Raw genomic sequence first — 13,895 nt, forward strand, 5'->3', positions numbered from 1 at the left:
ACTTGTGGCCCAACGATTCAGTGGATGCCGTGACTAAAACCGCCGAAGATGCCGTGAGGGGAATATGTCGCTAGGGTAGTGGCATGGTTGTCGAAGAAGTATTTGCTGTCATTGCCGAAGGAACCCGTCGCGATATCTTGGCCTCACTGGCCAAGGAGCACAAGGCGGTAGGGCAGCTGGTTGAAGAATTGGGTGTTTCCCAGCCCACAGTCTCCAAGCACCTGCGCGTTCTGCGTGAGGCAGGCGTGGTGACCATGCGGGCGCAGGGGCAGAAGCGCTTCTACAGCATCAACACCGCACCGTTGGCGTTGGTCTCGGAGTGGCTCCACGGCTTGGGCGCCGGATTCACCGATAGCGCCGAGGCCGTGGTGGCGACTGTGCCGGCCGCCTCCGTGCCGCAGCAGGCGGCGCCCGTGCGTACCCCCGCGGTGAATCCCCGCACGGCCGTGGTTCCCGCACCGCCAGCCCAGGACGCCGTTGTGAGGGAGCTCGTACCGGCTGTGGCGGGTCGCCCGGCCGAGGCCACCGTCGTCGCCCATTCTGTGGAGAGCGATGGCACGGTGCAACAGCAGATCACCCGAAGTGTGGGCAGGGCCGCCAACAAGGCGGCGGACTTGCTGGCCAACCTGCCCTCGTTTAGGCGCCGCAAGGACTGATCCGAGGACCGGGCGGCTCCCAAATGGCCCGCTGCTTGGTTCATTTATGCACGATCATGCGTGCGGTCTCGATGGGTAAGAAAAATTGGCTTAAGTTCTCCCCTGACTGGAAAATTGCAAGTGAGCATATTTATGCGCTACTTCTTAGCGCCTCACCCTTTTCAGGAGACTCATGGATACCAGGCTCGAAGCCATCCGGGAGCAAGTTTTAGCCCGTAATCCCGGGGAAAAAGAATTCCACCAGGCAGTACTTGAAGTATTTGAAAGCCTTGGCCCGGTTCTGGATAAGCATCCAGAATTCGTTGATGCCGCCGTGCTTCAGCGCTTGTGCGAGCCCGAGCGCCAGATCATCTTCCGTGTGCCGTGGATGGACGACGCCGGTCGTGTTCAGATCAACCGCGGCTTCCGCGTTGAGTTCAACTCGGCCCTTGGCCCGTACAAGGGCGGACTGCGTTTCCACCCCTCCGTGTACTTGGGCATTGTGAAGTTCCTCGGTTTCGAGCAGATCTTCAAAAATGCTCTCACCGGCATGCCGATCGGTGGCGGCAAGGGCGGTTCCGACTTTGACCCTCGCGGCAAGTCCGACGCCGAAGTCATGCGTTTCTGCCAGAGCTTCATGCTGGAGCTGTACCGCCACATCGGCGAGTACACCGACGTTCCGGCAGGCGACATTGGCGTTGGTGGCCGCGAAATCGGTTACCTGTTCGGCCAGTACAAGCGCATCACCAACCGCTACGAATCCGGTGTTTTGACCGGTAAGGGTGTTGGTTGGGGCGGATCCCTGGTTCGTCCGGAAGCCACCGGCTTCGGGACGGTCCTGTTCGCCAACGAGATGCTCAAGACCCGCGGCACCTCCTTCGATGGCCAGCGCGTAGTGGTTTCCGGTTCCGGAAATGTTGCCACATTCGCCATCGCCAAGGCACAGCAGCTCGGCGCAAACGTCGTCGCGTGCTCGGACTCCTCCGGCTACATCGTGGATGAGAACGGCATTGACGTTGCCCTCCTGCGCCAGATCAAGGAAAAAGAGCGCGGACGCCTGAAGGAATACGCTGTTCGTCGCGGCGCTTCCGTCAGCTACGTTGAGGGCGGTTCCGTCTGGGACGTCAACGCAACCGTTGCGCTTCCTTGCGCCACGCAAAACGAACTCAACACCGAAGCAGCCACCAAGCTGGTCAAGAACGGCCTGATCGCCGTCGCCGAAGGCGCCAACATGCCTTCCACCAGTGGCGCCGTCGCCGTGTTCCAGGAGTCCGGCACACTGTTCGGCCCGGGCAAGGCAGCCAACGCCGGTGGCGTGGCCACCTCCGCGCTGGAGATGCAGCAGAATGCCAGCCGTGACGCGTGGACGTTCGAGCACACCGAGGCTCGCCTGACCCAGATCATGGTCGGCATCCACGACCGTTGCGCCGAAACGGCCGACACCTACGGTTCCCCCGGCAACTACGTAGTGGGCGCCAACATCGCCGGCTTCGTCAAGGTTGCCGACGCCATGCTGGCCCAGGGCCTGATCTAGCCTCCAGCTATATAGAAAAGCACCCTTGCCCGGCGTCCCAGACGCTGCGCAAGGGTGCTTTTGTTATTCAGCTAGACCCCGGCGACGGTCCGGTACTGCGCCAGGATCTCGGCTCGATGATCCGCCGGAGGAGAAGCAATGCTCTCCAACGCCCAGTCGGGCCGCGTGCCGTTCAGGCTCCAGGCCGCTTGGACGGCCGCCCCACGGGCCACATATTCCCCAGGCGTGGGCACCACCAGGGGGACGTCGAACACCTGACCGGCCACCACTTGGACGGCAGTGTTTTGCACGGCACCGCCAATCAGTAGGATCCTGGTAACAGCCATGCCCGCCGCCTGGATGGCGGCAAGCCCGCCAGCCAGTCCACACAGCATGCCCTCGATCGATGCCCGGGCAATGTTTTCCCGCGTCGTCGAGGCGATACTCAAGCCATGAAAGCTCGCCGTGGCGTCGGGCAGGTTCGGTGTCCGTTCGCCTTCAAAATACGGGACAAGAACGACGCCGGCACTGCCGGGTTTTGCTGCCAGGGCCAGCCTGGCAAACTCGTCGAAGTCAACGCCGAGCAGCTCCGCCGTCGTACTGAGAATACGGGCGGCATTCAAGGTGACGACGATCGGGAGGTAGGCGCCAGAGGCGTCGGCAAAGCCAGCAATGGTCCCGGTGGTATCAGCATCGGGGTGCTCGCTGACGGCAAAGACCGTGCCGCTGGTACCCACTGAAACCACCACGTCACCGGGTACAGCACCCAGTCCCAGTGCGCCCGCCGCGTTGTCGCCCGCGCCTGCCCCGACTTTGATCGAGGTCCCGCCGGGACCCTCACAGAGACTGGGGTGGATGGTGCCAACCACTGCCGACGGCGCCGCGACCTTGGGCAGGATGATCGCGCCGGCAGCGCGCGCGCCAGCCGTGGAACTCTGACTCGGCGCCGCCTCGCATGCCGAGCGGCCGAATGCCAGTTCAAACAACCCTAGGTCGTACGATTCGGTGTGGGGCGACCAGTAGCCGGTGCCGCTGGCGTCGGAACGGTCGGTGACCAGCTGATCTAGATTCGGTCCCAGCGGGCTTTCCCCCGCAGGGCCGTAGCCACGCAGGCGCCAAGAAAGCCAGTCGTGGGGGAGTGCAACGGCCGCCACCTTGTCTACAAGAGCCGGCTCGTTGTCGCGCACCCACCTGATCTTGGTGATGGTGAATGAGGCCACCGGGACCGAGCCGCATCGTTGGGCCAGGTCCGCCGCCCCTATCTCGGCGACGAGATCATCGGCTGCCCCGGCGGATCGGGTGTCGTTCCACAAGAGGGCATCGCGAAGAACGCGGCCGTCGGCGTCCAAGAGGACCATGCCGTGCTGTTGGCCCGCCACCGAGATGGCGGAGACATCGGTGAGTCCACCGGCGTCGTCAAGGGCCTCAAGCAAGGCCTCCCACCAGTGTGACGGGGCAATTTCGGACCCGTCAGGATGGGAGGCCTTGCCTGTACGGACTGTTTGTCCGGTGCCGGCGTCGACGATCAGGACCTTGCAGCTTTGAGTCGAGGAGTCGACGCCGGCAACGAGTGTCATGGGTTACCGGGCCCCGAGCAGGTGCTCGATGAACAGCTGCTGGAGCTTCACAAAGCCGAAGCCCTTGCCGCCGAAGTAGGCTTCCGTGTCGAAGTCCTCGTAGGAGGACTTGTCCGCCCGCAGCGCCTCGTAGCTTTCGCCCGGGTCCAAGGTGGGCTCGTTGATTTCCTGGACGCGGGAGGCGAGTAGGGCTGCCTGGACCTCGGGGTCGGCGCGGAAAGCTGCGGCACGTTCCTTCAGGAGCAGGTAGGTGCGCATGTTGGCGGCTGCGGAGTCCCAGACACCGTTGATGTCCTCGGTGCGGGAGGGCTTGTAGTCGAAGTGGCGCGGGCCGGTGTAGGTCTGGCCGCCGTTCGGTCCACCGTTTTCCAGCAAGTCCACTAAGGAGAAGGCGTTTTGCAGGTCGCCGTGGCCAAACACCAGGTCCTGATCAAACTTGATGCCGCGCTGGCCGTTGAGGTCAATGTGGAACAGTTTGCCCTGGTCCAGGGCCTGAGCGATGCCGTGGGTGAAGTTCAGCCCGGCCATCTGCTCGTGGCCGGTTTCCGGGTTGACGCCGACCAGTTCGGGGCGATCCAGAGTTTCGATGAAGGCCAGGGCGTGTCCCACGGTGGGCAGCAGGATATCTCCGCGGGGTTCGTTCGGCTTGGGCTCAATGGCGAAGCGGATGTTGTAGCCCTTATCAGTGACGTAGTCACCGAGCAGATTTACTGCCTCACGATAGCGTGCCAAGGCGCCGCGGATGTCCTTGGCGGCGTCGTATTCGCTGCCTTCACGCCCTCCCCACATGACGAACGTCTCGGCACCGAGCTCGGCGGCCAAATCAATGTTCTCGATGACCTTACGCAGAGCGAAGCGGCGGACGCCGCGGTCATTGCTGGTGAAGCCGCCGTCCTTGAAGACCGGGTGGGTGAACAAGTTGGTGGTGACCATGGGCACGATCAAGCCGGTGGCGTCCAGGGCACCCTTGAGCCGGTCGATCTCATGCTGGCGCTGCGCGGGTGTCGCGTCGAAGGGGAACAAATCGTTGTCGTGGAAGGTCAGGCCATAGGCGCCCAGATCGCTGAGTTTGTTCACGGCCTCCACGGTGTCCAAGGGTGGCCGGGTAGCGGAGCCGAACGGGTCAGCAGCCTCCCAGCCCACTGTCCAGAGGCCGAAGGAAAATTTGTCGTCGCGAGTGGGCTCGAGTGTCATAGTAGTTCTCCGATTTGTGGTGGCGGTCACAGTTAATAAGTTCTGTACTCAAACATATTGGGTTTTTCTGCTGTGTCAACCCCTTTTCGCGAATAGATTTCAGAGCAATGAACCTACTATCGACGCTTGATGGGGGTAGATGTTGAGCCATGAAAGCTGTTATGTTGTGTTTCACATCATATTAACGAGGCGTGCAGCACGAATGGAGTGACCCATGACAGTAAAACAAGACACTCTCGAATGGAACTGGGCCGGAAATTACAGTTACGGGGCCACGGAGATCCACTTTCCAACAACACTCGAGGAGCTCCGGTCCTTGGTGGCCGGGGCCTCAGCGGTGCGGGCGCTTGGCTCCCGGCACTCCTTTAACTCTTTGGCTGACTCCGACGGCGTGCTGGTGAGCCTGACCGCGCTGGAACCCAACATTCGCATCGATGCCGAGGCTGGCACCGTCACCGCCAGTGCCGGAACCACCTACGGCGTACTCGCGGCCGAGCTCAAACGTCAGGGCTATGCGCTGCACAACCTGGCCTCCCTGCCGCACATCTCCATTGCCGGCGCTATTGCCACTGCCACCCATGGTTCGGGGGACGGCAATGGAAACCTGGCCACAGCGGTGGTTGGCTTGAGCTTCGTGGACGCTGCCGGCGGACTGCATACCGTCAGTCGCCAGCAGACTCCCGACTTTGCCGCCTATGTAGTGGGCTTGGGCATGCTGGGGATCCTCACGGAGGTGACCTTGCGGATCGAAGCCGACTTCATGGTGGCTCAGCACGTGTACACGGACCTGCCTTGGGATGCTGTCCTGGAAAACTTTGACGATCTCACCTCCCGCGCCTACTCCGTGAGCCTGTTTACGGACTGGCGAGGGGACACTGTGGGGCAAGCCTGGTTTAAGCAGCGCCAAGGTGACGGCCGCACGGAGGAGTATCCGGCGTCGTTGCTTGGTGGCACGGCGGCAACGGCGCAAATGCATCCTTTGCCGGGCGTCTCGGCCGTGAACTGCACCCCGCAACTAGGTGTCGCCGGGAACAGCTCGGACCGGCTCTCGCACTTCCGCATGGACTACCTGCCCAGCAGCGGCAATGAGATCCAAAGCGAATACCTGCTGCCCCGCGAGCATGCCCGTGCGGCCATCACCGCCATGCGCCAGCTCTCGGCCATTATTTCGCCGTTGTTGCTGGTGGCCGAGATCCGCACCATTGCCGCAGATGACCTGTGGTTGAGCCCCAACTATGGCCGCGACGGCATTGGCCTGCATTTCACCTGGCGGCTGGATCAAGGGGGCGTAGAGGCCGTGTTACCGCTGATCGAGGAGGCACTTGCGCCGTTTGACGCCCGGCCGCACTGGGGGAAGGTTTTCTCCTCCGAGGCCGGCGACCTGGCCCCGCTGTACCCCAAATTTGACCAGTTCACGGCCCTCGCAAAATCCCTAGACCCAACAGGGAAATTCCGCAACGACTTCTTGAACCGGACCGTCCTTGGCCAGTAAAGGGCGCTCATGAGAGAAAATGGGGTCATGCCCATCGCAGAAACGCCGAAAAACCCCGAACCGGGTACTGAGCTTGCCCGATCCGGGAGCCCGGCCAGTAGCCCGGGGCGGATTCTGACCTTGGTCCACCGCCATGGCTCCCTGAGCCGTGCGCAATTGACGCGGCTGACGGGGTTGAACAGGTCAACAGTGGGTGTCTTGATAGCCGCTCTTGCCGCCCAGGGCCTCCTCTACGAAGCGGCGCCGGAGGGGGAAGCTCAGGTGGGTCGCCCGAGCCCGGAGGTCCACCCCAATCCCGCTGTGGCGGCCTTGGCCGTCAACCCGGAGATTGACGCGGTAACCATCGGTCTCGTGGGGCTCGGTGGGAGGGTCTTCAAGAAGATTCGTTACCCCACGCAGCGGATTCCCACGGCGGCCGAGGCGGTCAACATTGCCGCGGCTGTGATTGCCGGGATGCGCGGGGAACTTGATGCGCAGTACCGCGTCGTGGGGGTGGGGGTCGCCGTGCCCGGCCTGGTCACCGGGGTCGACGGAGTGGTCCGTCACGCCCCGCACCTGGACTGGCATAACGAGCCGGTGGCGGACATGATGGCCGCGGCGACCGGATATCGGGTCCGGGTGGCCAACGACGCCTCCCTGGCAGCTGAAGCCGAGATGACTTTTGGCGCGGCCACAGGAATTGCGAATCTGATCTACCTCAACGGTGGTGCCAGCGGGATCGGCGGTGGCATTGTGGCCGACGGCCGGTTACTGACGGGGGTGTCGGGATATGCGGGCGAGATTGGCCACACGCTGGTGCGCAGCGACGGCATCAGCTGCCATTGCGGTGCGTTTGGGTGTTTGGAGACCGAGGTGCGCCAGGCTCCGCTGCTTGCCGCCCTTAAGCTCGACGCCGGTGATCCGGCCGCGTTGGCCCGCGCCCTGCGTGCCACCGAGGATCCGGCGGTGACAGCCGAAGTGGACCGGCAGATTGCCCATCTGGCCACAGCAATAGGCAACGTGGTCAACGTCTTTAACCCGGAAGCTGTGGTGCTGGACGGTTTCCTGGCCGCCCTGTACTCGGCCGCTCCGGAGCAGCTGCTGGCGGCAGTATCTGCTCGCTCCATGCGGGAGCCGGGCGCCCAGGTCACCATCCATCCGGCAGCTTTGGGAGCTGATTTGATGATGGTGGGCGCGGCGGAACTAGCCTTTGCGGCATTACTGGCCGACCCTGCGGGCTTCATGGAAGCTCGCTGAGCCGGCCAGCAGTAAGTTAGCCGTTTACGGTGCTGACGAGTGCCGGTTCAGTGAGTGGCACGGACTCCGGGCGAGCGCAGGTGCTTTCGATGGTGACGAGCTGACCGGTGTGGGCTGAACGCAGCACCGACTCCATGACCTCCAAGGCATGGAACGCCAATTTTCCGCCAGCCCGTGGTTCCTGCCCTGCGGCGGTTAGCGCGAGATCGTGGAGGCCGATGCCCCGGGAAGCATCCACGTAGCCAGCCGAAACTGGAAGCGTTTCCCAGCTGTCATTGCCGAGGCTATGCAGCTTCACCTCGCCGTCAAAACGGTTGGGATCGGGCACAATCAAGGACCCGCTCTCGCCGTGGATCTCAATGTTGGAGGACGCCGTGGCTACCGCGTCAAAGCTCATCACCAGGGTCGAGAGGGCCCCGGACTCGTGGATCAAGATACCGCTGACATGAGTGTCGGTGGTGACAGGAATCTGCTCCCCAGTGCGTGGGCCGGTCGAGATGACCCGGGCGTCACGGGTGTGACTGGCGGCGCCGATCACAGATTTGACCGGGCCCAACAGCGTCACCAGAGCGGAGACGTAGTAGGGGCCCATGTCCAGCAGCGGGCCGCCCCCTGGAACATAGTAAAAGTCCGGGTTCGGGTGCCAGCGCTCGTGCCCGGGGCACATCATGGTGGCCGTGGCCGAGATGGGCTTGCCAATCAGGCCGTCGTCGATAGCCCGCCGTGCGGTCTGTGTGCCCGTGCCTAAAACGGTGTCCGGGGCACACCCAACAATGACGCCGGCTGCCGCGGCGGCCGCCAACACGGCTGCGGCTTCAGTCGAGGTGGCGGCCAGCGGCTTCTCACCGTAGACGTGTTTGCCGGCAGCAATGGCGGCCAGGGCGATCTGTGCGTGCGCGGCAGGGATGGTGAGGTTCAAGACCAAGTCCACCTCGTCGTCGTCCATTAACTCCTGCACCGACAGCGCCCGAACACCGGGCAGCTCCGCCGCGACACTCTGGGCCCGGGCAAGATCCAGATCGGCCACGGCCACCAGTTTGAGCGTTTCCAGCGTCGGGAACGTCGCCAAATACTGGGCGATGATGTTGCCACAGCCCACGATGCCAATTCTTAAAGTGTTTAACGGCTGGCCCACAGCATGCCTCTTTCGATGATGGTTTTGACGTTGCTCTCTTCAAGAATGTCCACGTGATGGCCGGGAGTGGCCACAAAGATTTTGCCCTTACCCCACTGCCTGGTCCAGATCGCCGGGGAGATGACCTCGCGGTGCCAGGGGTCCCAGGGACGCACTTTCTGGGTGGTGGTGGCCAGCACGTCAATGTAACTGTCGGTCAACACCCAATACTGTTCGGTGACCAGGTCAAAGTCGCCGATCCCCTCGGTGATGGGGTGCGCGGCGGCCGCCGGAGTCATGGTGACGGTGTACGGAACGTAGTTATCGGACTGCTCGCCGACGAGTTCATCGGCGTGCTTGCCCGGATGGCAGGCGAACTGGCCGCCGATCAGATGCAGGTAGTCCGAGTTGTTGCGGTACGAATCGGCGATGCCGCCGTGCCAGCCGGCCAGGCCCGTGCCGGCCTCAACGGCGTCGCGCAGGCCGTTGAACTCCGCCGGTTCAATGGTGGTCATGGTGTTGCACTGGACAATGAGATCCACGCCGGCCATGTAGTCGGCGTCGGCATAGACGGCCGGGCTCTCCTCGACCCGGACGGTGAAACCGTTGGCTTTCAGGTGCGGGATAAACAGTTCGGTGGCCTCGACGGGTTGATGTCCGTCCCAGCCGCCGCGCACCACAAGTGCGTTTTTCGAAGTCGTCATGGAGTTTCCTCTTGGTTGGTGGTGGTCCATTGGCTGTTGTTGGCGGCGCTTTTCTCCACGGCGGCCAGGACGCGTTGGACGCGCAGGGCCTCGGAGAACGACGGCGTGGGCTGGGTTTTGTTGCCCAGTGCGTTCACGAGGTCCACCACTTGGTGGGTGAAGCCGTGCTCGTAGCCGAGCCCGTGGCCCGCGGGCCACCAGTTGCCGACGTACGGGTGCACGGGTTCGGTGACCATGATGCGGTGGAAACCGCGCACATCCTCGGTGTCCGTGCCGTCGTAATACTGCAAGAAATTCATGTCCTCAAAGTCGAACGCCACGGAACCGAGCGTGCCGTTGACCTCCAAACGATTCGCGTTCTTCCGGCCCAGAGCGGTGCGGGTGGCCTCAAAGATCCCGATCGCACCGCCGTCGAACCGTGCCGTGAACAGGGCCGCATCATCAACGGTGACGGGGCCCATTTCGGTGTCCGCTGTGACCTCGCCGTGCCCACCCAAGCCCACCAACTCCCCGCTCACGGGGCGTTCCTTGGTGAATGTTTCCAGGAGTGCCGAGACGCCGGTGATGTTCAGCCCCGTCACGAACTGGGCGGCGTCGATGCTGTGCGCACCAATGTCGCCCAGCGCGCCCGAGCCGGACTTGGTTTTGTCCATCCGCCAGGTCAGGGGAGCGTTTTCATCGGAGAGCCAGTCCTGCAGGTATTGCGCGCGGACCTGGCGGATAGTGCCCAGCCGGCCCTCCGCCACCATGCGTTGGGCGAGCGCCAGTGCCGGGGTGCGACGGTATGAGTAGCCGCACATGGCGAACACACCGTTTCGGGCGGCTTCCGCGGCCACCTCCGTCATTTCCTGAGCTTCCGGGACACTGTTGGCGAGCGGCTTCTCGCACAGCACATGCTTGCCGGCCTGCAGTGCCGCGATCGCGATCTCGGCATGCGTATTGCCAGGGGTGCAGATGTCGATGAGGTCAATGTCATCGCGCTCGATCAAGGCCCGCCAGTCCGTCTCGGTGGAGGCCCAGCCCATCTTCTGGGCAGCATGGTCAACGGCGGACCGGTTACGTCCGGCGATGGCCGTCAGTTCCGGGGTGAGAGGCAGGTCAAAGAAGCGGTGCGCGTTGCGCCAGGCATGAGAGTGGGCGGCGCCCATGAAGGCGTAACCAACCATCCCCACCCGCAAGGCAGGTTTTTGCTCCGTCGGCATGAAATATGGGTCCTTATCTAGGTGTGGATTATTTGCTGAAGCCGGCGGTTAGCCCGCTGAGTAGCTGGCGTCGGCCGATCACGTAGAGCACCAGGATGGGCAAGGTGGTCAGCACCACCGATGCCAGCACGGCCGGAATATTGACCGAGTACTGTCCCTGGAAGCTCCACAACGCCAGTGGCAGCACCCGCAGCTCAGGACTCTGGGTCAGGATCAGCGGTAGCAGGAAACCGTTCCAGACACCCAGCCCGTTGTAGATGGCAACTGTGACGATGGCTGGTTTTGTCAACGGCAGCGCCAGCCGCCACATGGTCTGCCATTCGGAGCAACCGTCCAGGCGCATTGACTCGAACAGTTCATTCGGTACGTCTCGGATGAAATTAGAGAGGATGAGCACTGTCAGTGGGATGGCGAAGGCGATCGAGGGCAGGATCAGGGCCAGCAGCGAATCGTACAAGTTCATCTTGATGATGAGCAGGTAGACCGGGATGATCGTGGCCTGCAGTGGAATGGCCAACCCCATCAGGAACAAGGCATTGACGCTTTTGAGGAAGCGGCCGGAGCCACGCACGATCGCGAACGCCGCCATGAACGAAAACACCACGGCCGGCACGGTGGCCCCCAAGGTAACAATGACGCTATTGAGGAAGTAGCGGCCAAAATCGTTAGCGATCACCATCTTGTAGTTCTCAAGTGTCGGGTTTGACGGCAGAGCCAGGGGGTTCTGACTGAAGTAGCCGGCCTGGCTCTTGAAGGAGGTGATGAGGATGTAGTAGATCGGGATGATGATCACGGCCAGCCAAATCCAGCCGGCAGCACCGGCAGGGAGGTTTAGCTTCCGGACCCGGCGGCCAAAACGGGTGGGCTGCCGGGTGGGACTTGTGGCGGGCGCAGGGGCTGGCTTGGACAAGGTTGTTGTCATGGTTACATGCCTTCCAATTGGCTGCCGTTATTGTCCTTGCCGCCCAGCCGTTGCAGCAGCAGGGCCAGGCCAAGCCCCAGGACCACCAAGACGACTGCAATGACGCTGGCCTGACCCATTTGGTTCGCCATGAAGCCGGTGAGGTACATGTCCAGGGCAAGGTTTCGCGTCGCATTCCCGGGCCCGCCGCCGGTGATCACAAAGATCATGTCGAAGTAGGTCAGCGCCCCGACCACCATGAGGGTGGAGGAAGTGATGATGGTGTACTTCAGTTGCGGCACCGTGATGTAGAAGAACTGCTTGACCCTGCCCGCGCCGTCGATCTCCGCTGCCTCATACAGTGACCGGGGGATCTGACGTACGCCGCCTTGGTAAATGAGGGTATGGAAGGGAATGAACTGCCAGGACACCACAAAGATCACGACGCCGAGTGCCAGCTGCGGCTGGCCGAGCCAGTCCTGCGCCAGGAATGGCAGGTGCAGGCCGGCGGCCAAGCCAAAGTTTGGATCCAGCAGGGCCTTGTAGGCGATGGCAATGGCGGCAGAGGACAGCAACAGTGGCAGGAAATACAGGACTGCCAGCAGGGCCCGGTACTTTTGTGAGCCGGCAGTGAAGACGCCCAGTAAAAGGCTGATGGGCGTTTGGATGACCCATGACAGGGCCATGATGACAAACGTCAGCCCCAGAGCGTGGTACATCTTGGGGTCAGCGATTGCCCGCAGCCAGTTGGCCACACCGGCGAACGTGATAGCCCCAATGCCATCCCAGTTCGTGAAGCTCAGAAGCAACACGCCAACCAGCGGCACGATGGCGAAAACGAGGAAAAGGATCAGTGCAGGCACGACGAGCCAGTTCAGTGGGCCCGTGGCATTACTGCGCTGCCGTCTGGCGCCGCTGCGCTGGCCGGGGAGAGTGGTGGTGGAGGTCATTGGCCAAGCGTCGCATTCATGTTGCTGGCGAATTTCTCCGGCGTGATCGACTTGGTGAACAGCTGGTCAATATTATTGAGCAGTGCCTCCGCTGCGGTGGGGCTCAGTGCCTGGTCCCAGGACTGCTGGAAGTTCGGTGCATCCTTGGCCAGGTTGTAGACATAGGTCAAGAAGTCTTTGTCGTCGGTGGCGGCGAGCTGGTCCTCGATGCCGGTGACGATCGGCACGGCGCCCGATTTGATCCACGCGGTGACCTCGGCGGGGGTGAGTAGGCCTTCGGCGAAGAACTTCTTGGCGCTCGCCTGTTCCTCTCCTGACGCCTTGGCCGAGATGGACATGTATTGCCCCGGGTTGCCGGTGGTGTTCTTGGCGTCACCGGTGCCGCCGGCAACAGTCGGGAAGTCTACCCAGCCGAGATTGCCGTTCTTAACGAAGTCGCCGCCGTCGTTCTTCATGCCGCCGTAAGTCCAGGCGCCGTGCAGCATCATGGCGGCCTTGCCGGTATAGAGCAGCGCCTGGTCGGCGTTGGAGTCGGCGGTGATCGAGGAGAAGCCCTTGATGAAGCCGTTCGCCGTTACAAGGTCCTGGATTTTTGTCAGGGCCTCGAGGGCCGCCGGGTTGGACCACGCATTGGCTTTGGCGGCAAAGATGTCATTGAACACCTCGGGGCCCCCAACCCGGTCAAACATGTACTCCAGCCACATCATGGACGTCCAGCGCGACTGGCCACCGAGCGAGATCGGCGCCACGCCCATGTCGTTGAATGTCGTTGTCAAGCTCATCAGATCGTCCCACGTTTTAGGCGGCTGGACCCCGGCCTTGGCGAAGAGCTCCTTGTTGTAGAAGAAAATAATCGGGGCAACCGTCTCGTTGGGGAGTGCGTAGATCTTTCCGTCGACTGTGGCTGCACCAAACGCAGAGGGGAAGAGCCGATCCTTGACCTTCGGGTTCTCGGTCAACCAGGCGGTCAGGTCGATGACTTGGTTGGCCTGGGCGTACGTCTTCAATCCGCCGCCGCCCCAACCGTAGATCATAGTTGGCGCCTCTCCGGCGCCGATGGCCGTCTTGATCTTTGTCTTGAAGGCGTCGTTTTGAAAGAAGGTGAGCTTGATCTGGTTGTCCGGGTTGGCCTTGTTGAAGACGTCAACGGTGTCTTTGCGGATGGTCTCTCCGGGGGCACCGGTCAGGGACCAGATGCTGGCAGAACTGGATCCTGCGGCACCTCCGCCGGGGCCCGAGGTGCCGCAGGCTGTGAGCCCCCAGGCGGCGAGGGGAGTGACGACGGCAAATGCCAGAAATGATCGGCGGGACGCGGGCTTGTGTTCCATTCTTATCTCCATTGAAAAGTGGCCAGTACTTGACCGAGGGGAATGCTGA

12 protein-coding genes are annotated in these 13,895 nt (G+C 62.5%); 4 read left to right on the forward strand and 8 right to left on the reverse strand.

Features of this window, described 5'->3' with window-relative positions; translation table 11 throughout:
- Window positions 1-83 precede the first annotated feature (83 nt).
- Both CXQ94_RS00830 and gdhA read left to right on the forward strand, forming a co-directional pair.
- Entirely contained in the window at window positions 84-656 is a 573-nt protein-coding gene (locus CXQ94_RS00830) for a helix-turn-helix transcriptional regulator (RefSeq protein WP_104086332.1), read from the forward strand.
- Between the two features lie 172 nt (window positions 657-828).
- Complete coding sequence (gdhA, locus tag CXQ94_RS00835) at window positions 829-2,169, forward strand: NADP-specific glutamate dehydrogenase (RefSeq protein ID WP_104086333.1); 1,341 nt, start codon at window positions 829-831, stop codon at window positions 2,167-2,169.
- A 71-nt stretch (window positions 2,170-2,240) separates the two neighbouring features.
- Here gdhA and xylB read toward each other — a convergent pair whose 3' ends face one another.
- On the reverse strand, window positions 2,241-3,725 hold the full coding sequence (xylB, locus tag CXQ94_RS00840; RefSeq protein ID WP_104086334.1) for a xylulokinase: 1,485 nt from the start codon (window positions 3,723-3,725) through the stop codon (window positions 2,241-2,243).
- Between the two features lie 3 nt (window positions 3,726-3,728).
- Window positions 3,729-4,919: a xylose isomerase gene (xylA, locus tag CXQ94_RS00845; protein ID WP_104086335.1), complete on the reverse strand. Its 1,191-nt coding sequence runs from the start codon at window positions 4,917-4,919 to the stop codon at window positions 3,729-3,731.
- Window positions 4,920-5,133: 214 nt separating this feature from the next.
- Between xylA and CXQ94_RS00850 the strand changes: the two genes are divergently transcribed.
- Together CXQ94_RS00850 and CXQ94_RS00855 are read left to right on the forward strand one after the other, a co-directional pair.
- Window positions 5,134-6,411, forward strand: a complete 1,278-nt coding sequence (locus CXQ94_RS00850) for a D-arabinono-1,4-lactone oxidase (RefSeq protein WP_104086336.1) — start codon at window positions 5,134-5,136, stop codon at window positions 6,409-6,411.
- Between the two features lie 27 nt (window positions 6,412-6,438).
- Window positions 6,439-7,647, forward strand: coding sequence for an ROK family transcriptional regulator (locus CXQ94_RS00855; RefSeq protein WP_104086337.1), 1,209 nt, complete (start codon window positions 6,439-6,441; stop codon window positions 7,645-7,647).
- A gap of 16 nt (window positions 7,648-7,663) precedes the next feature.
- On the opposite strand, the gene CXQ94_RS00860 is transcribed toward CXQ94_RS00855, so the two are convergent.
- The 6 genes from CXQ94_RS00860 to CXQ94_RS00885 are packed head-to-tail and all read right to left on the reverse strand — an operon-like array spanning window position 7,664 to window position 13,846.
- Window positions 7,664-8,782 (reverse strand): Gfo/Idh/MocA family protein, encoded by a 1,119-nt coding sequence (locus CXQ94_RS00860; RefSeq protein ID WP_104086338.1) that lies wholly within the window; start codon window positions 8,780-8,782, stop codon window positions 7,664-7,666.
- Window positions 8,767-9,465: a ThuA domain-containing protein gene (locus CXQ94_RS00865; protein WP_104086339.1), complete on the reverse strand. Its 699-nt coding sequence runs from the start codon at window positions 9,463-9,465 to the stop codon at window positions 8,767-8,769. Before CXQ94_RS00865 ends, CXQ94_RS00860 begins: the two co-directional genes overlap by 16 nt.
- A complete protein-coding gene (locus tag CXQ94_RS00870) occupies window positions 9,462-10,667 on the reverse strand; it encodes a Gfo/Idh/MocA family protein (RefSeq protein ID WP_104086340.1) in 1,206 nt (401 codons plus the stop codon). The genes CXQ94_RS00865 and CXQ94_RS00870 overlap by 4 nt, the downstream gene beginning before the upstream one ends.
- Window positions 10,668-10,695: 28 nt before the next feature.
- Window positions 10,696-11,589 (reverse strand): carbohydrate ABC transporter permease, encoded by an 894-nt coding sequence (locus tag CXQ94_RS00875; RefSeq protein WP_104086341.1) that lies wholly within the window; start codon window positions 11,587-11,589, stop codon window positions 10,696-10,698.
- 2 nt (window positions 11,590-11,591) lie between these two features.
- Window positions 11,592-12,518: a carbohydrate ABC transporter permease gene (locus CXQ94_RS00880; protein ID WP_104086342.1), complete on the reverse strand. Its 927-nt coding sequence runs from the start codon at window positions 12,516-12,518 to the stop codon at window positions 11,592-11,594.
- Window positions 12,515-13,846 (reverse strand): extracellular solute-binding protein, encoded by a 1,332-nt coding sequence (locus CXQ94_RS00885; protein WP_104086343.1) that lies wholly within the window; start codon window positions 13,844-13,846, stop codon window positions 12,515-12,517. Before CXQ94_RS00885 ends, CXQ94_RS00880 begins: the two co-directional genes overlap by 4 nt.
- Window positions 13,847-13,895: the final 49 nt, after the last annotated feature.

Source organism: Arthrobacter sp. GMC3 (assembly GCF_002929305.1).
Taxonomy (GTDB): domain Bacteria; phylum Actinomycetota; class Actinomycetes; order Actinomycetales; family Micrococcaceae; genus Specibacter.